15 protein-coding genes are annotated in these 16,759 nt (G+C 61.7%); 5 read left to right on the top strand and 10 right to left on the bottom strand.

What is annotated here, in order from left to right:
• Window positions 1-12: 12 nt before the first annotated feature.
• The gene (locus ACLD1X_RS10115; RefSeq protein WP_429367213.1) at window positions 13-1,113 is read right to left on the bottom strand and encodes an acyltransferase family protein; all 1,101 of its coding nucleotides are present in this window, start codon (window positions 1,111-1,113) and stop codon (window positions 13-15) included.
• A 134-nt stretch (window positions 1,114-1,247) separates the two neighbouring features.
• On the opposite strand from ACLD1X_RS10115, the gene ACLD1X_RS10110 reads away from it, so the two are divergent.
• Together ACLD1X_RS10110 and ACLD1X_RS10105 are read left to right on the top strand one after the other, a co-directional pair.
• A complete protein-coding gene (locus ACLD1X_RS10110) occupies window positions 1,248-1,916 on the top strand; it encodes a COG3650 family protein (protein ID WP_429367212.1) in 669 nt (222 codons plus the stop codon).
• Window positions 1,917-2,023: 107 nt separating this feature from the next.
• Complete coding sequence (locus ACLD1X_RS10105; RefSeq protein ID WP_429367210.1) at window positions 2,024-3,637, top strand: NAD(P)/FAD-dependent oxidoreductase; 1,614 nt, start codon at window positions 2,024-2,026, stop codon at window positions 3,635-3,637.
• Between the two features lie 143 nt (window positions 3,638-3,780).
• Here the strand turns inward: ACLD1X_RS10105 and ACLD1X_RS10100 are convergent, their stop codons facing one another.
• Window positions 3,781-4,878, bottom strand: coding sequence for a PLP-dependent cysteine synthase family protein (locus tag ACLD1X_RS10100; RefSeq protein WP_429367556.1), 1,098 nt, complete (start codon window positions 4,876-4,878; stop codon window positions 3,781-3,783).
• A gap of 247 nt (window positions 4,879-5,125) precedes the next feature.
• On the opposite strand from ACLD1X_RS10100, the gene nhaA reads away from it, so the two are divergent.
• Complete coding sequence (gene nhaA / locus ACLD1X_RS10095) at window positions 5,126-6,313, top strand: Na+/H+ antiporter NhaA (RefSeq protein WP_429367208.1); 1,188 nt, start codon at window positions 5,126-5,128, stop codon at window positions 6,311-6,313.
• A 104-nt stretch (window positions 6,314-6,417) separates the two neighbouring features.
• On the opposite strand, the gene ACLD1X_RS10090 is transcribed toward nhaA, so the two are convergent.
• A complete protein-coding gene (locus ACLD1X_RS10090; RefSeq protein WP_007992400.1) occupies window positions 6,418-6,882 on the bottom strand; it encodes a glycine zipper 2TM domain-containing protein in 465 nt (154 codons plus the stop codon).
• A 165-nt stretch (window positions 6,883-7,047) separates the two neighbouring features.
• Between ACLD1X_RS10090 and ACLD1X_RS10085 the strand changes: the two genes are divergently transcribed.
• The gene (locus ACLD1X_RS10085) at window positions 7,048-7,284 is read left to right on the top strand and encodes a hypothetical protein (RefSeq protein ID WP_429367205.1); all 237 of its coding nucleotides are present in this window, start codon (window positions 7,048-7,050) and stop codon (window positions 7,282-7,284) included.
• A 6-nt stretch (window positions 7,285-7,290) separates the two neighbouring features.
• Here the strand turns inward: ACLD1X_RS10085 and pdxH are convergent, their stop codons facing one another.
• The 5 genes from pdxH to dinG all read right to left on the bottom strand — a co-directional run bounded on the left by pdxH (window position 7,291) and on the right by dinG (window position 14,986).
• The gene (pdxH, locus tag ACLD1X_RS10080) at window positions 7,291-7,938 is read right to left on the bottom strand and encodes a pyridoxamine 5'-phosphate oxidase (protein WP_429367203.1); all 648 of its coding nucleotides are present in this window, start codon (window positions 7,936-7,938) and stop codon (window positions 7,291-7,293) included.
• A gap of 24 nt (window positions 7,939-7,962) precedes the next feature.
• The gene (locus tag ACLD1X_RS10075) at window positions 7,963-8,970 is read right to left on the bottom strand and encodes an OmpA family protein (protein WP_429367201.1); all 1,008 of its coding nucleotides are present in this window, start codon (window positions 8,968-8,970) and stop codon (window positions 7,963-7,965) included.
• A gap of 112 nt (window positions 8,971-9,082) precedes the next feature.
• Window positions 9,083-10,228: a serine hydrolase domain-containing protein gene (locus ACLD1X_RS10070; protein WP_429367199.1), complete on the bottom strand. Its 1,146-nt coding sequence runs from the start codon at window positions 10,226-10,228 to the stop codon at window positions 9,083-9,085.
• A 129-nt stretch (window positions 10,229-10,357) separates the two neighbouring features.
• Window positions 10,358-12,745, bottom strand: coding sequence for a beta-galactosidase (locus ACLD1X_RS10065; RefSeq protein ID WP_429367197.1), 2,388 nt, complete (start codon window positions 12,743-12,745; stop codon window positions 10,358-10,360).
• A gap of 96 nt (window positions 12,746-12,841) precedes the next feature.
• Complete coding sequence (dinG, locus tag ACLD1X_RS10060; protein ID WP_429367195.1) at window positions 12,842-14,986, bottom strand: ATP-dependent DNA helicase DinG; 2,145 nt, start codon at window positions 14,984-14,986, stop codon at window positions 12,842-12,844.
• Window positions 14,987-15,085: 99 nt separating this feature from the next.
• On the opposite strand from dinG, the gene ACLD1X_RS10055 reads away from it, so the two are divergent.
• Complete coding sequence (locus tag ACLD1X_RS10055) at window positions 15,086-15,550, top strand: CopD family protein (protein WP_429367193.1); 465 nt, start codon at window positions 15,086-15,088, stop codon at window positions 15,548-15,550.
• An 81-nt stretch (window positions 15,551-15,631) separates the two neighbouring features.
• Here ACLD1X_RS10055 and ACLD1X_RS10050 read toward each other — a convergent pair whose 3' ends face one another.
• Both ACLD1X_RS10050 and ACLD1X_RS10045 read right to left on the bottom strand, forming a co-directional pair.
• Window positions 15,632-16,390 (bottom strand): collagen-like triple helix repeat-containing protein, encoded by a 759-nt coding sequence (locus ACLD1X_RS10050; RefSeq protein WP_429367191.1) that lies wholly within the window; start codon window positions 16,388-16,390, stop codon window positions 15,632-15,634.
• Window positions 16,383-16,661 carry a DUF1145 domain-containing protein gene (locus ACLD1X_RS10045; RefSeq protein ID WP_429367189.1) on the bottom strand — a complete coding sequence of 93 codons (279 nt, stop codon included), beginning with the start codon at window positions 16,659-16,661 and terminating at the stop codon, window positions 16,383-16,385. The genes ACLD1X_RS10050 and ACLD1X_RS10045 overlap by 8 nt, the downstream gene beginning before the upstream one ends.
• Window positions 16,662-16,759: the final 98 nt, after the last annotated feature.

Genomic DNA, 16,759 nt, shown 5'->3' with positions numbered 1-16,759 from the left:
CTGACAGACGCGTTACTGGCGAGCGATCACGCCGCTCGCCAGTCGCTCGTACCCCAACTGTCGCAACCACTGTTGCATCGGCCGTTCGAACCATCGATGACAGATCAGGCTGGCACCGATCAGTACCGAAAAAAACAGCAGCAACGTCCAGGGTTGATAAAAGACGCTACGCCCCGGGAAGAATTTATCCGCCAGCAGCGCGGCGATAATCTGCAGTGGAAAGTGCAGCAAATAGGCGGCGTAACTGATATCGCCCAGCCACGCCAGACGCCGGGCGAGCGGCTCCAGCCATTGATGACATGCCGCAATGGCCATGATCGTCAGCGGAAACAACAGCGCAAACCTGAACAACGGCTGATCAGCGCCAAACAGCCACCATCCGCCTGCACAACCTGCTGCCAAACAAATGCCCACCCAGCGCATGGGCGCCCGTTGCAGCAGCCACGCGACCCAGACATAACCAACGCCACCGCAGAAAAAGCTGAACACGCCGAGGCTGATCTTGTACTGGCCAGGAAAGATGCAAGCCGCCACGGCGATCAACAGAAAGCTGACCAGCGTTGGAAAAGGTGAATAACGCCACAGCAGGAAAAACGCCGCGTAGAGCAGCACTTCAACAGAGATCGACCAGGCCGGGCCGTTGAATGACCAGCCTTGTTCCAGTCCCCACGCTGGGGCAAGAAAGAGGTTCAACAATCCGTGATAGAGATCATTGAACGGATAAACAAAAGCGTTTCCCGTATACCGCGTGTAGGCCATCTGTAGCAGCGCAACAGCGCCAAAGGTTGCCAGATGCAGTGGATAGATCCGGCTGAAACGCTCGATGAAAAACTGCTTTGCGCTCAGGTTTCTCCGCGCCACGGCCCGGCCGTACAACCAGAAAAAGATGAACCCGGACAAGCTGAAAAACAGCGCGACCGCATCGCCACCCTGTCGATAAAACAACGAGAACAGGCTGTAGAAAGGTTGCTGTCCGGTTTGCAGCGGCCCTGGCACTGCCCCTTGAAAAAAGAAGTGCTGCCAGTGCCAGAACACCACCGCCAGCGCCGCGATACCGCGCAGTGCATCCAATGCGTACAGCCGCTTGGGGAAAACAGACAGGTGTTGGTTCATGCCAAAATGGGCCCGTTCCTGGACAAGTGCGCCACTATGCTGCGACGCCCCCGGCAACTCAATCCCTGACACACAAGCCTTGTGGTCACAGGCTTGCCTGAGTAACGTGGCGGCACCTGTCAGGAGACCCCAAGATGCGTGTTGCCCGTTCCCTAGTCCTCGTTGCCCTGCTTCCGCTGTTCGCCGCTTGCCAGTTGTTCGAGGGGGAACGGCAGAGCGCCTCCCATGTCGGCCAGACACGCATGCAAGGCCAGTTGACCGCAGCGGACGGCAAACTGCTGTTCCAGCCGTGCAGCCAGGCGAATCGCTACGTGGTCAACGACACGGGCGGTACCAGTGTCCTGCAGCAGGCCGCCAGCCTGGCGGACAAACAGGGCAAGCTGTTTGCCGACGTGCGCGGACGGGTTGTGCCCGGCAGCGGTGGTGACGGCCAGCTCGATCTGCAGCAGTTGTACCGCGTCGAGCGTTCGGGCACGGCGTGCGATGATCCGAACTTCAAACAGCTGATTCTGCGCGCCGCCGGCCATACCCCGCAGTGGAGCGTGAGAGTCAGCGGCAAAGGCATGGTCATCGACCGCGCCGGCCAGCCGCCACTGGCCGTGCCCTACGTCGAGGAGCAACTGGGCGATGGCCGCTTCAACCTCAGCACCGAAGCCAACAACCAGCACATCGAACTCTGGGTTGCACCGCAACGTTGCGTCGACAGCAGCACCGGCAGCATCCAGCACATGAGCGCCGAGCTGCGAATTGACGGCCAGGTGCAGCGCGGATGCGGTTATTTCGGCGGATCGCGCGACGACTGATTCGACGAGAGGCGGTTTTTGCCTCACTGGACGCAGCCTTTGGGGCTTATAATCGCGGGCTTCAAACGCCCTGGCGCAGTTGTGCGCCCCGCGAACCGGATCCCGCCATGTTACGAATCACCGAACTCAAGTTGCCGATCGACCACCCTGATGAAGACCTGCGCCCTGCCATCGTGCAGCGCTTGGGGCTTGCCAGCGATGACCTGCTCGATTTCACCTTGTTCAAGCGCAGCTACGATGCGCGTAAAAAGTCCTCCGAACTGTGCTTCATCTACACCATCGACCTCGAAGTTCGCGACGAGGCGGCGGTGCTGCACAAGTTCGCCGACGACCGTAACGTCAACGTGGCGCCGGATGTCAGCTACAAAGCGCCAGGCCAGGCACCGGCCGACCTGAGTGCGCGCCCGATCGTCGTCGGCTTCGGACCGTGCGGGATTTTCGCCGGGCTGCTGCTGGCGCAAATGGGCTTCAAGCCGATCATCCTCGAACGCGGCACCGAAGTACGCCAGCGCACCAAGGACACCTGGGGCCTGTGGCGCAAAAGCGTGCTCAACCCCGAATCCAACGTGCAATTTGGTGAAGGCGGCGCGGGGACATTCTCCGACGGCAAGCTGTACAGCCAGATCAAGGACCCGAAGTTTCTCGGTCGCAAGGTCCTGCACGAATTCGTCAAGGCCGGCGCGCCGGAAGAAATCCTCTACGTCAGCAAACCGCACATCGGTACGTTCCGTCTGACCGGTGTAGTGGAAAACATGCGTGAGCAGATTCGCGCCCTGGGCGGCGAAGTGCGCTTCCAGCAGCGTGTCACCGACGTGTTGATCGATGACGGCCAACTGGTCGGCGTCGAACTCGACGGCGGCGAGCAGATCCACTCCCGGCACGTGATCCTGGCCCTCGGCCACAGTGCCCGCGATACATTCCGCATGCTCCACGGCCGTGGCGTGTACATGGAAGCCAAGCCATTCTCGGTGGGTTTCCGCATCGAGCACCCGCAGTCGCTGATCGACCGCGCGCGCCTGGGCAAGTACGCCGGCCACCCGAAACTGGGCGCCGCCGACTACAAGCTGGTGCACCACGCCAAGAACGGCCGTTCGGTCTACAGCTTCTGCATGTGCCCGGGCGGCACCGTGGTAGCGGCGACCTCCGAGCCGAACCGCGTCGTGACCAATGGCATGAGCCAGTACTCGCGTAACGAGCGCAATGCCAACTCCGGTATCGTCGTCGGCATCACCCCGGAAGTCGATTATCCGGGCGGCCCGCTGGCCGGTATCGAGCTGCAGGAGCGCCTGGAATCCCACGCCTTTGTGCTGGGCGGCAGCAACTACGAAGCCCCGGCGCAACTGGTCGGCGATTTTATCGCGGGCAAAGCGTCCACCGAATTGGGCAGCGTCGAACCGTCCTACAAGCCGGGCGTAGCCCTGGGTGATCTGGCGCTGGCACTGCCGGCGTTCGCCATCGAAGCGATTCGCGAAGCCTTGCCGGCGTTCGAAAAGCAGATTCGCGGTTACTCGCTGCACGATGCGGTGTTGACCGGGATCGAGACGCGAACCTCGTCGCCACTGCGCATTACCCGCAACGAGTCGATGCAGAGCCTGAACGTGAAAGGCCTGTTCCCGGCCGGTGAAGGTGCCGGGTATGCGGGCGGGATTCTGTCGGCGGGTGTCGACGGGATTCGCATTGCTGAAGCGGTGGCCCGGGACATACTCGGTCTAGAGGCTTGATACCCGATCATTGAAGTGACACAAATCCCTGTGGGAGCGAGCCTGCTCGCGAAAGCGGTATCAAATTCAACACGAATGTTGACTGATAGACCGCCTTCGCGAGCAGGCTCGCTCCCACAGTGGCATTCAGCGCCTTATGAATTTCAGATATTGGCGCGCAGCACCGAGGCCGGCAATGGCTCACCGCGTTCCACCGTCGCCGCCACCGCAGCCATCAAGCCACTCAACTCATACCCCTGGGCCTTGAGCCAATCCTGATCGTAGTACGTCGTGGCATAGCGCTCGCCGCCGTCACACAGAATCGCCACCATAGACCCCTTCTCCCCCGCCGCCTTCATCTGCTGGGCGGCCATCAGTGCGCCGATCAGGTTGGTCCCGCTCGACCCGCCCACATGGCGCCCCAGGCGCTCTGCCAGGTAGTGCATGGCCGCCAGTGACAAGGCGTCCGGCACCTTGACCATCGCGTCGATCACCTTGGGCAGAAACGACGCCTCCACACGCGGCCGGCCGATGCCTTCGATGCGCGAGCCGTGGTCCAGGCGCAGGCTGGCATCGCCCGTCTGGTAGTAGTCAAAGAACACCGAACGCTCGGCATCGGCACACAGCACGCGGGTGCAATGCTGGCGATAACGCACGTATCGGCCCAGGGTAGCCGTGGTGCCACCGGTTCCGGGGCTGGAAATCAGCCAGCTGGGCTCGGGATGCTGCTCGAAACGCATCTGATGAAAGATCGACTCGGCAATGTTGTTGTTCGCCCGCCAGTCGGTGGCGCGTTCGGCGTAGGTGAACTGGTCGATGAAGTGCCCGTCGTGTTCGCGCGCCAGGCGCTCGGACTCGGCGTAGATCTGGGTCGGGTCGTCCACCAGGTGGCTTTGGCCACCGTAGAAGGCAATTTGCGCGATCTTTTCCCTGGACGTGGTCGCCGGCATCACCGCAATGAAGGGCAAGCCCAGCATCCGCGCGAAGTACGCTTCGGAAATCGCCGTCGAACCGCTGGACGCTTCAATGACCGGCGCACCGGGTTTGAGCCAGCCGTTACACAGCGCATACAGGAACAGCGAGCGGGCCAGGCGGTGCTTGAGGCTGCCCGTGGGATGGCTGGATTCATCCTTGAAATACAACTCGATGCCTGGAAAACCCGGTAGCGGCAAGGGGATCAAGTGGGTGTCGGCACTGCGCTGGAAATCGGCTTCGATGATCCGGATCGCTTCGCGGGACCACTGTCGGTTGTCGCTCATGATGGTTTTCTCGTTGAATCAGGCAGGAGTCGGCCTTTTGGCAAGGCGCATACATGCAGCTTAGGAAAAATCCTGCATCCGTCACAGATACAGCTGAGGTCCAATACGCCAGACAACTGCTAGGCTCAGGTCCTTGTCCGCAGGCGGGTCTGTAACGGCATATAACAAAAAAGAATATAACTTTTGTTTTAACAACTAACCGTACTTGTTAGGGTGTAACACCTTTTGAATTCACGGATGGAGAGCGACCTTGCCTCTGCGTAGCACTTTCACGCGTTTCTTTCAGTTGGAAGCTGCCAGCGGTCTGCTATTGATAGCCGCTGCCGTTCTGGCCCTGATCATCAACAACTCGCCGCTGTCGTGGCTGTACAACGGCCTGCTGGACACCCCCGTGGTGGCCCAGATCGGCGCGCTGAAAATCGCCAAACCCTTGCTGCTGTGGATCAACGACGGCCTGATGGCGCTGTTCTTCCTGCTGATCGGCCTGGAAGTGAAGCGCGAAGTCCTCGACGGCCAGTTGTCCAGACCGTCGCAAATCGTCCTGCCCGGCGCGGCGGCGATTGGCGGCATGGTCGTGCCGGCACTGATCTACTGGTACCTCAATCGCGACACGCCACCGGCCCTCAACGGCTGGGCAATCCCGACCGCTACCGACATCGCCTTCGCCCTTGGCGTGCTGGCGTTGCTGGGCAAACGCGTTCCGGTTTCACTGAAACTGTTCCTGATGACCCTGGCGATCATCGACGACCTCGGCGCGATCATCATCATTGCGATCTTCTATTCCGGCGCCCTGTCGACCCTGTCCCTGGCACTGGCCGCGGCCTGTATCGCGGCGCTGATCGGGATGAACCGGCTCGGCGTGGTCAAGCTCGGGCCGTACATGATCATTGGCTTGATCCTCTGGGTCTGCGTGCTCAAGAGCGGTGTCCATGCCACCCTCGCCGGTGTGACCCTGGCCTTCTGCATTCCGCTGCGCACGAAAAATGCCGAGCCGTCGCCGCTGCTGACCCTGGAACACGCCCTGCACCCGTGGGTCGCCTACGGCATCCTGCCGCTGTTCGCCTTCGCCAATGCCGGCCTGTCCCTGAGCGGCGTCACCGTCGAAAGCTTCACTCACCATGTGCCCATGGGTATCGCCATCGGGCTGCTGCTGGGCAAGACCGTCGGTGTCTTTGGCCTGACCTGGCTGGCCGTGAAAACCGGTATCGCCGCCCTGCCCCAAGGCGCCAATTGGGGTCAGGTGCTGGGCGTGGCGATTCTCTGTGGCATTGGTTTCACGATGAGCCTGTTTGTCGGCTCGCTGGCCTTTGAGCCGGGCGTGAGTGATTTCGCCGGGATGGACCGCATGGGGATCCTGACCGGTTCGATACTGGCCGCGTTGATCGGTTATGCGGTGACAGCGATAGCGAGCCGCAAGAACACCGCGCTGGCCTCCTGATAAACAGCGATTACACCTGGCACCAGCCGAGACGCTCCACAGCTGAAAAACAAAAAACCCGATCAGTCACCTGATCGGGTTTTTTGTTTATCCGGTGTTTGCGCTTAGTGCGAAACGCGGCTGGTGCCGTTCACACTGGCGATGCGCACACGCTCGCCAACACGGAACACTTCGTTCGGTTGAACTTCCTGAACGTAGGCGCGCATGCTGCCATCGTCTTCGCGCACGGTGATTTCCACGCCCTGGGTGCGGGTCAGGCCTTCTTCGGCAGCCGAACCGAGCAGACCGCCAGCCACAGCACCGATGACTGCAGCAACGACGCTGCCCTTGCCGCCACCGATGGAGCTGCCGCCAACGCCGCCAACCACTGCGCCCGCGGCGCCGCCGATCGGGGTTTTGGTGCCTTCGATTTTTACCGGACGCAATGCTTCGATGGTACCCATGCGAACGGTCTGCACTCGACGCGCCTCGTCACGGGAGTAGGAGTCACCGGTCAGGCTCGACTGGCAGCCCGTGAGTAACATCGCCATCGTGGAAAAGGAAGCAACCAGCAGAACAGACTTACGCATAGCATCAACTCCAAAGAAACATATGTTCATTAAACCCGGCGGCTTGACGCCTGTCACGACACCGCCCGGGTAAAATTGCTTTGATTCAGGCCCCGTTAAGGCACCTCCACGAACTCACACAGTAGCGGCAAAATCGGAAAATCGCCCCACTGACCAAGGATTTTCATGGATTACTTTATCATCGTCGTCACGACTGTTGCCGGTTTGTACTTCCATTGGTGGCTGTACGTGCGGATCAAACGCTGGATGGATCGTGACCTGGCACTGTCGCTGGCCGGCAAGGACGAACAGAAAAAAGCCTTCATGCTCGAACGGTTGGCGAGTGCCCGGGCGCAGAAGATCAGGCGTCGAGACCTGCCGAAGTGGCTGGAGGCCGCTGCGGCAAGTTATCCCGACCGGTAGGGCCGCTCAGGGTGCCAGGCGTTCAAGAACCCAGTCGGCGCCCTGCTGGCGGTAGTTGAGGCGGTCGTGCAGGCGGCTTGGACGGCCCTGCCAGAATTCGATGCGCTCCGGCAGCAGGCGATAGCCGCCCCAGTGTTCCGGGCAATGTGGCTGGGTGTCGCTGAAACGTTGCTCGGTGTCCTTTAGCAGCGCTTCGAGCTCGCCACGATCGGCGATCACGCGGCTCTGCGGCGATGCCCAGGCCCCCAGGCGACTGCCCAGCGGACGGACCTGGTAATAGGCATCGGACTCTTCAGGCGTCACCTTCACCACTTGCCCTTCGATGCGCACCTGGCGCTCCAGCGCTGGCCAGAAAAACGTCATGGCCGCGAACGGATTCGCGGCCAGTTGCTGGCCCTTGGCGCTGTCGTAGTTGGTGAAAAAGGTGAAGCCCTGCTCGTCCAGGCCCTTGAGCAACAGAATGCGACAATGCGGCCGGCCGTCCTGGTCGACGGTGGCCAGGGTCATGGCGTTGGCTTCCACCGGCGCCTGTTCGGTTTTCACCGCGTCGGCAAACCACTGGTGGAACAACGCAAACGGCTCGGCCGGGGCTTGCGCCTCGTTCAGGCCATCACGGGTGTAGTCACGACGCATATCTGCCAGGCCCTGGGTCATGGCGCATTCCTTCTGGTTAACGAATCACTGCTTTGCAGTATCGGTGTTGGCGACCTTCTTGTCTGCCGCAGAGGCTTTGGCTGGCGTGGTTTTCTTCGCCGGCGTTGCAGTTTTCGCCGGTGCTTTCTTGGCCGGAGCTTTTTTCGCCGGGGCTTTTTTCATTGCTGGAACAGCCGCCTTTTTAGACGCAGGGGCCGGTGTCACAGGCTTGGCGGCCGGCTTGACGTCAGCAGCAGCGACCATGCTCACAGGCGCTGGTGCCGGCATGTTGTATTTGCTCAGCAGCGCGACCATGGTGTTTTGCGGGGTCACCAGCAGTTCCACGCGGCGGTTCAACGCACGCCCTTGCACGCTGTCGTTGGCGGCACGCGGCGCATCGCCGCCCAGGCCACGCAGCATCAAGCGATCACGCTGCAAGCCACTGAGACGGAAAATCGCCGCAACGGCCTGGGCACGCTCTTGGCTCAGCTTGACGTTGGCCGGCGCAGAGCCGGACGTATCGCTGTGGCCGAGGATCAGGACAGCGGTCTTCGGATCGGCTTCAAGGATTTTGGCAACACGGGTAAACGGACCGAGTGTGACCGGCAGCAGCATGGCCGGACGATCAGGGTTGAACGAGCCTTCGACCGGTGCAGTCACCACCAGCACGTTTTCACGACGCTCGAGTTGCAGGTTGCTGTCCTTGACCGCCTCGCGCAGACGCGGTTCGTAGTCGTCCAGCCAGGCCTGGGTGACTTTCGGGTCAGGCATCGGTACAGCCTTGGTGGCGCTCTGCTCGCTACCGCCGAACGGCCACCACCACTTGCTGCCGCTATCGGTTCCGGCCTTGGCGACTGCAACGGGTTTGACTTCAGGTTTCAGCTCCGGCTTGGCCGCAGGCTTGCCTGTGCTGTCGTCGGAACCGAACGGCCAGTACCAGTGGCTGGCGCTTTCAGTCTTGGCGACCGGTGCTGTCGCGTCTTTCTGTGGAGTCTGTGCGCAACCGGTAATAGCAAAGCACAGGGCCAAGGCGAGGGTTTTATTGGATGACATTGGATATCCACAAAAATGAAGTCAAAAAATCAGGCCACATCGGCCCGTACAAGCAGACGCTTTGAAACTGAAAAGACTTTTGGGTTCCAGTTCCGGAACCCGATAGCGGCTTTTACAGACAAGTGGCCAGAACCCGCACCAGCTTTTGCGCGCGCGGGTCCATCAAGACGTACGGCCCCAGGGTATTTGTCACAAATCCGAAGGCCACGTCGTACTCCGGATCGGCAAAACCGATGGAGCCGCCGGCACCCGGATGACCAAACGCCCGCGGGCCAAGGCCGAAGGTGGCATTGGCAACGTCCGGTTGATCGAGCATGCAACCCAGGCCGAAACGGGTCCGGGTCAGTAAAGTCTTGTCCTCGCCGAGGCTGTGCTCACGGGTCAATTCATCGAGCATTTCGCTTTCCAGCAGGCTGCCGTCGAGCAGGCCGGTGTAGAACCCGGCCAGGCTGCGGGCATTGCCATGGCCATTGGCGGCCGGTTGCTGCATGCGTCGCCATTCGGGCTTGTTGGTGCTGGTCATGATCGACGGCGGGTTGGTGAACGCCCGGGTCGTCATGGCCGTAGGCTCACGCATGGTCACTTGCAACAGGCGCTGGGCAGCGGCATCGCCGACGTTGCCCTTGCCCCGCGCAATATGGGCCACGCGATGGAACTCTTCATCGGCCAGGCCAACATGGAAGTCCAGGCCCAACGGTTTGGCGACCCGCGCGACAATGGATTCACCCGGCCCACGACCGTCGGCTCGGCGCAGCAATTCGCCAACCAGCCAGCCATAGGTGATCGCCGCGTAACCGTGGCCTTCGCCCGGCGTCCACCACGGCGCTTCGGCGGCCAGGGCGTCGACCATGGTTTGCCAGTCATAAAGGGCTTCGGGGGCCAGCAATTCGCGCAATGCCGGAAGACCGGCCTGGTGACAAAGCAGTTGGCGAAGGGTGACAGACGCTTTGCCGGCAGCGGCAAATTCGGGCCAGTAGCGTGCAACCGGAGCATCCAGTTGCAGCTTGCCTTCGGCCACCAATTGCAGCGCGGTAACGGCGGTAAAGGTCTTGGTGCAGGAGAACAGGTTGGCGATGGTATCGCTGTGCCAGGCCTCGGCCCCGTCCTTGTCGGCAGTGCCGGCCCAGAGGTCGAGGACGGTTTCGCCACCGACCTGAATGCACAACGCCGCGCCACGCTCCTGGGGATCGTCGAACAACGCCGCGAACGCCTCACGCACCGCCTCGAACTTAAGCTCGTAATGACCCTGAATCTGCACCCGCAACTCCCCGGATTAACGCTTTACAAAGTGGCGGGCATTGTTCCAGCCCTTGAGGGTTTTGGGAACAGGGTTGGGCCGGGCGGTTGTGGCGAGGGGACTTGCCCCCTCGCCACAGAGTTTCAGCGATTAATGGCCTTTCCCGGAGTGCCCACCAGCGCCCTTCCCCGGCCCCTTGCCGGCCTCGGCCTTGCGACCGCCCTCGGCATCGTGGCTGGCCTTGTCGGCGGCGGCCGCAGCCTTCTCGGCCTCCTTGCCCAGTTGCTCGACCGTCGCCAGGTTGCTCTTGCGCACACTGTCGACAAAGCCCTGGAACGGCAGATCCGTGATGCCCACCAGCCCGAAGTGACCGTTTTCACCGTCAAGCAGGCGCCCGGTGACCGGTTGATCGAGGTACTGGAACCAATGCACGCCCACAATCGACGGCTCGTTCAAGGCCTGCTTGAGGAAGTTGGCATACGCCGCACCACGCTCCTCTTCCTTGGCCAATGGCGTAACGCCGCCCCAGAACGGGCCACGATCAGTCGAGCCGAAATTGAACTCGGTAACCAGCACCGGTTTGTCGAGGCTGCGCAGCCTGGCGAAGTCATAGCCATCCTGAGGTTGCAGGGTGTACATGTTGAAGCTCAACACGTCGCAATACTGGGCGCAGGACTCCACGGCTTCCGGCGTGCTGATGGCGAAACGGCCGCCGAGCAGCAACTGGTTGGGCGCGTGCCACTTGAGTGAGTCGGAGATGGTCTTGAAGTAAGTGTCGGCAAAGACCTTCTGGAAGTATTTGAAGTCGGCTTCGATTTCCGGGTGTTCGGCGCTCGGGAGCGGCGGCACGAATCCCGGATCTTCCATCAGTTCCCAGGCCGGCAGATCAATGCCCCAGGCTTTCGACAGGCCATCCTGATTGCGGTACTTGTCGCGCAGTTGCTTGAGGAATGCACGCTTGGCCGGCACATCGGTGGTCATTTTCAAGGTGCCGTAGGCCAGGGCATAACGGGCTTTCGGGTCATCGCCGGGACCGGCCCAGGCCAATTCATTGTCCGCGTAGTAACCGATCAGCCATGGATCGTCTCGATGGTCGCGAGCGGCAATCGCCACGGCGCGTTCGGTGGCCATGGCGAAACGTGGGTCGAACGGGTCCGGCATGCCGCCCCACCAGTCGGTGCCGGTGCTGATACTGGCGTAGTCGCCGACAATCGACAGCGGCAAGGTGTACGGCACGCGATCAGCGTTACCCAGTACCGGCGCGCTCCAGTTGCCGAGGGTGTTGAAACCCCAGGCCTGCAAGCGATCAAGGGTGTGGCCGGCCCAGCGCTGCTCGTCGAACTTCGCTTTGCACGGTTCGACAGCTTTTGCTTGCGTCGTTTCGGACTTGGCCGCCTCGGCGACGCCAGCTTTGGTTTCGCTGCCCTGGCCGCATGGATCGCCATACAGGCGCTGCAGGTTGGCAGCGTAGAAGTCGTACCAGCGACCGGCATTGTAGCCGCGTCCTTGATCGGCCCCGTTGCCGCCACGGTTGTCGCCTTCTCCATAGTGGCTGGCCAGCGCCTCGTCAGCCTTGGGCAGGGATTCGAACATCCACTCGCGGCCGGCCACATAGGTCTGGTTGACATCCGGGGCCACGGTATTGACCCCGAGGGAATAGAACGGGTGGCCTTCAGGCGTCACCAGATACCAGCGACCGTCGCGCTTCTCTGTGCGGAAAAAGCCGCTGGCCTTGAAGGATGGGCCTTTGGTCAAACCACCGAACTTGTCCAGGGAGGACTTTTCGCGCTCGGCCAGCCAGGTTTTCAGTTGTTGCTGTTCCTTGCTGGCGGCGCCTTTGAGTTGTTCGTCGCTGCTGATTTTTTCCGGCCATTTGCCCCGGGTCGACTGGCCGTAAGCATCCACCAACCCGCCATACACGGCCTGGGTGACCGACTCACCGTCCTGCACGCCAAAGCGCTCCAGCAGGATGCTCTGCGCGGCTTTCGGCTGGTCCATCGACAAGCTCACCGACACCACTTCCTTGCGATCCAGCTCACCGGCGCTACTGGCCAGCAGCACACGCTGGCCGTCGACAGTCATCGGCATCGGCGGGCCAGCCTTCATGCCCTGACTCAACGGGGATGTCGCTTGCAGTGGCACCAACAGTGTTTGCGCCGGCCCCGCCGGCAGATCGACGCGGCTGACCAGGGTCTTGCCGTCGTTGCTCTGGATGGTCACGTACAGGGTCAACGCCCAGTTCATCGCACTCTGGATCCGCAGGCTCATGACGCCCGACTGCGACCAGTCCCAGGCGCCGGTTTGCGGGGTCAGGCGCAATGTCGGCCGTGCGACCGGGTTGAACGTCACCCGGCGCAGCACTTCGCCCTCGGGGGTCTGCTCGGCGTTGGACTGCGGCAGGTCGGCATCCTGAGTCGCCACCTGGACCACGTCGGCGGGGCGCACAAAGTTGAACAGCGTCTGCTGGCCGGCGGGAGCGGCCAGCAAAGGTGTTGCGAACAGCAGGGCAAAAACGGCAGGCAACGAACGGCAAATCATGAGAACGAAATTCTCCCTAACGACCTTCAATGGGCCAGTGGAAAAGCGATGGCAGAGAGATAGACAACGCGGCGGGCAAAACTGCCCACCGGTGCGTCAGGAAATTTCTCGACGGAACGGCGGCAACGCATTGAGGATGGCTTTGCCATAGCGCTGGGTCACCAGGCGCCGGTCGAGCAAGGTGATAGTGCCGCGGTCTTCTTCGGTACGCAGCAAGCGACCACAGGCCTGGACCAGCTTCAGCGAAGCGTCCGGTACGGAGATTTCCATGAACGGATTGCCGCCCCGGGCCTCGATCCATTCGGACAAGGCGGCTTCGACTGGATCATCGGGTACCGAGAAAGGAATCTTGGCAATGACCACGTGCTCGCAATAGGCACCGGGCAAGTCGACCCCTTCGGCGAAGCTCGCCAGGCCGAACAACACGCTGGAATCGCCGCCATCGACTCGCGCCTTGTGCTTGTTCAGGGTTTCCTGCTTCGACAGGTTGCCCTGGATGAACACTTGCTTGCGCCAGTCACGGTCGAGGCCATCGAACACGTCCTGCATCTGTTTACGCGAGGAAAACAGAACCAGCGTGCCCCGCGAGCCTTCAACCAGCTCGGGCAGGTCACGAATGATCGCGGCGGTATGCGCCGCTGCATCACGGGGGTCGGCATTCAGGTTCGGCACCCGCAACACACCGGCGTCGGCATGATGGAACGGGCTTGGCACCACCGCCGTCACGGCTTTTTTCGGCAGGCCGGCGCGCATGCGGAAGCGGTCGAAGGTGCCGAGAGCGGTCAGGGTTGCCGAGGTCACCAGACAGCCATAGGCCACGTTCCACAAATTGCGCCGGAGCATTTCCGCCGCGAGGATGGGACTTGCGTTGACTTCGATGTCAAACAGCGAACCACTTTCGGCCAGGGTCAACCAGCGGGCCATGGGCGGGTTGTCTTCCGGGTCTTCGACGGTGAAGGCGGTCCACAGCTCCCAGTTGCCGGAGGAGCGCGACAACAGGCTGCCGAACAGTGGATACCATTCTTCGGCCTGATTGCTGGCAATGCCGATGTTGACCTCGCCGTCCATGCCTTCCTTGAGCAGGTCGGTCAGGCGGGTAAACAAATCGGTCAGCCGTGCAAAGCCTTTCTTCAGCTCGATGCCCATTTCACGCATGTGCTCGGGAATCACCCCGCCGACGAATCGATGACGCGGGCGTTCGCGGCCTTCCACGTCTTCGCCGGGTTTGAAATCGGCAATCTGCTCGCACGCGGTGAACATGAACTGCTGCTGGGTCTTGATCTCACGGGCCAGCTCCGGCACCTGCTCGATCAACTTGCCCAGGTCGCCCGGCAGCGGATGCTGGGCCAGCAGTTTGGTGAAGTTCTTGGCCGTGGTTTCGAGCCAGTCGGCGGTGGAGCGCAGGCGCGTGTAATGGGCGAAATGGCCGATGGCCTTGTCCGGCAGGTGATGGCCTTCGTCGAACACGTAGATGGTGTCACGCGGGTCCGGCAGCACGGCGCCGCCGCCCAGGGCCAGGTCGGCCAGGACCATGTCGTGGTTGGTGACGATCACATCGACCTTGCCCATGCCTTCGCGGGCCTTGTAGAAAGCGCACTGGCCGAAGTTCGGGCAATGACGGTTGGTGCACTGGCTGTGATCGGTGGTCAGGCGCGCCCAGTCGGCGTCTTCCAGGGCGGTTGACCAACTGTCGCGGTCGCCGTCCCACTTATTGCCGGCGAGTTTTTCGATCATGCTGGTGAACAGCTTCTGACTGGCCTCGTCGACCTCGATCTTGAAACCTTCTTCTTCGAACAACTGTGCGGTGGCGGTCTGCGCGTGACCTTCCTGGAGCAACATGTCGAGCTTGGACAGGCACATGTAGCGCCCGCGCCCCTTGGCCAGGGCGAAACTGAAGTTCAGCCCGCTGTTGCGCATCAGGTCGGGCAGGTCCTTGTAGACGATCTGCTCCTGCAGGGCGACGGTGGCCGTGGCGATCACCAGGCGCTTGCCGGCGGCCTTCGCCGTGGGAATCGCCGCCAGGCTGTAGGCCACGGTCTTGCCGGTACCGGTGCCGGCTTCCACCGCGACTATCGCGGGGTCGCCACTGCGCCGGCCTTCGTCGTCGGTGTCGATGTCACCCAGGACCTTGGCGACTTCAGCGATCATCAGGCGTTGGCCGTAGCGCGGCTTGAGGCTCTTGGCTTCGAGAAAACGCGAGTAGGCGCCCTGGATCGTGGTTTTGAGTTCAGTGCTGATCATGGATTGTCGGGCGCAAAAAACGCTGGATAAATTTTCAGTAGTTCGGTTCGGCCGCTATCATACCCCGCTAATGAATCCCGCGCAGAACGGAGTAACCCAATGACACCTTTTAGCCTCATTTATAGCCTGCATGTGCTGGCGGCCCTGGTCTGGGTTGGCGGCATGTTTTTCGCCTGGATGATCCTGCGTCCCGCAGCGGTCAAGGCACTTGAAGGCCCTGCCCGGCTGAAGTTGTGGGTAGAAGTGTTTCAAGGTTTTTTCCGCTGGGTCTGGGTGGCGGTGGTGCTGTTGCCGGTCAGCGGTGTGGTCATGCTGAATCTGCACTTCACCGGTTTTGAAAACGCGCCGCGCTATGTGCAGGTGATGATGGGCTTGTATGTGGTGATGACTGCGCTGTTTATCAGGATTCAGGCGCTGATGTTGCCGGAACTGCGCACCGCCGTGGACGCACAGGATTGGCCGGCGGGGGCGGCGGTGCTGGGGCGGATTCGCCGCTTGGTGGGGATCAATCTGCTGGTGGGGTTGGCCGTGGTGGTGATTGCGTCGGTTCGGCCGATGTTCTAAAAGCATCGCGATCAAAGTATTTGGGGCCGCTTCGCGGCCCAACGGGGGCAAGCCCCCTCACCACAGAGTTCTCGGTGTTTCTTATAACCGCTGAACCGTCACCGAACCGGCCGCGCCTTCAGGTCCCGGCTGCCCGTCGGCGCCAGGTTTACCGCTCTTGCCACCATCGGCCTTGTAGATCAGGCAACCCTTGGCCTTGCCCCCCGCACCCGGCTTGCCGCCCGGGCCGGCCAGGCCACCGGCACCGCCAGCCACCTGAACCTTGATCCGGTCTGCCGGGAAGTCGTGCGGCACGGCCAGCTTGACCAGCGCTCCTGGCGCGCCCGGCTGACCATTGCTGCCATCACTGCCATCGGCACCGCGACCGGCCTGACCCCAGGTGCACCCCGGCTCCTGGCCGTTAGCCCCATCGAGACCGACAAACCCCGGTGCGCCCGCGCCACCACGGGCATCAACGATCAATTGCGGTGCGTTCAGTGCCTTGATCTGCAAATCAAGATTGCGTCCGGATCGAGCGGCCTTCTGATAGGTCCCGGGTGCGCCACGGGCGGTGATCTGGCTGCCTTCGGACAAATCGGCGCGATGGACCTTCAGCGCCAGCGCCTGTTCCGCCGGCACGATGGCGATGCGCGCTTCACGCCCCAGATGCAACTCACCCACGGTGACTTCAGTGACATTGGAGGGAATCAGCAAGGTGCCGTAATCGGCCACTTCCAGGCGTTCCAGTTGCAGGGTGCTGGCGGTGTTGGGCAAGCGCATCAGCGAGTTGGGTTCGACACTCACTACCTGCGCGCAGGCCAATGGGCTGATGAGTGTGGCGAGCAGGCAGAGTTTACGCATGGGAAGCCTTCGAAGCGGTGGGGGCAGGAATGGTTTGCAGGTGGAATACGCCGAAAATGAGGATTTTCAGGCGGTCAAGCCAGGGATGGGCGCGACCCCGCAGGCTGCGATAGCACAGCAACGCTTCCAGTAGATGGATGAACCCCAACAGGCCGCCGGCCAGATTGACCAACGGGTGCAGCGGAAAGACGAACGGCATGAGCAGATTGACCAGCACCACCGACCAGAACAGCAGGGTCAACAAGCGCCCCAGCCCCCATAACACTTTCATACGCTCCCCCGATGAGAATTATTGTTTGGGCGCACAGTAACGGCTTCCACGCGGGATAAGCCAGAGGGCAACGGAAAATTCTTCATGAAGGCCGCCGA

It is taken from the genome of Pseudomonas sp. 18173, from assembly GCF_050432945.1.
Lineage (GTDB): Bacteria > Pseudomonadota > Gammaproteobacteria > Pseudomonadales > Pseudomonadaceae > Aquipseudomonas.
Note: the sequence above shows the minus strand (reverse complement) of the source record. Positions and strands in the feature narration are given on the sequence as shown.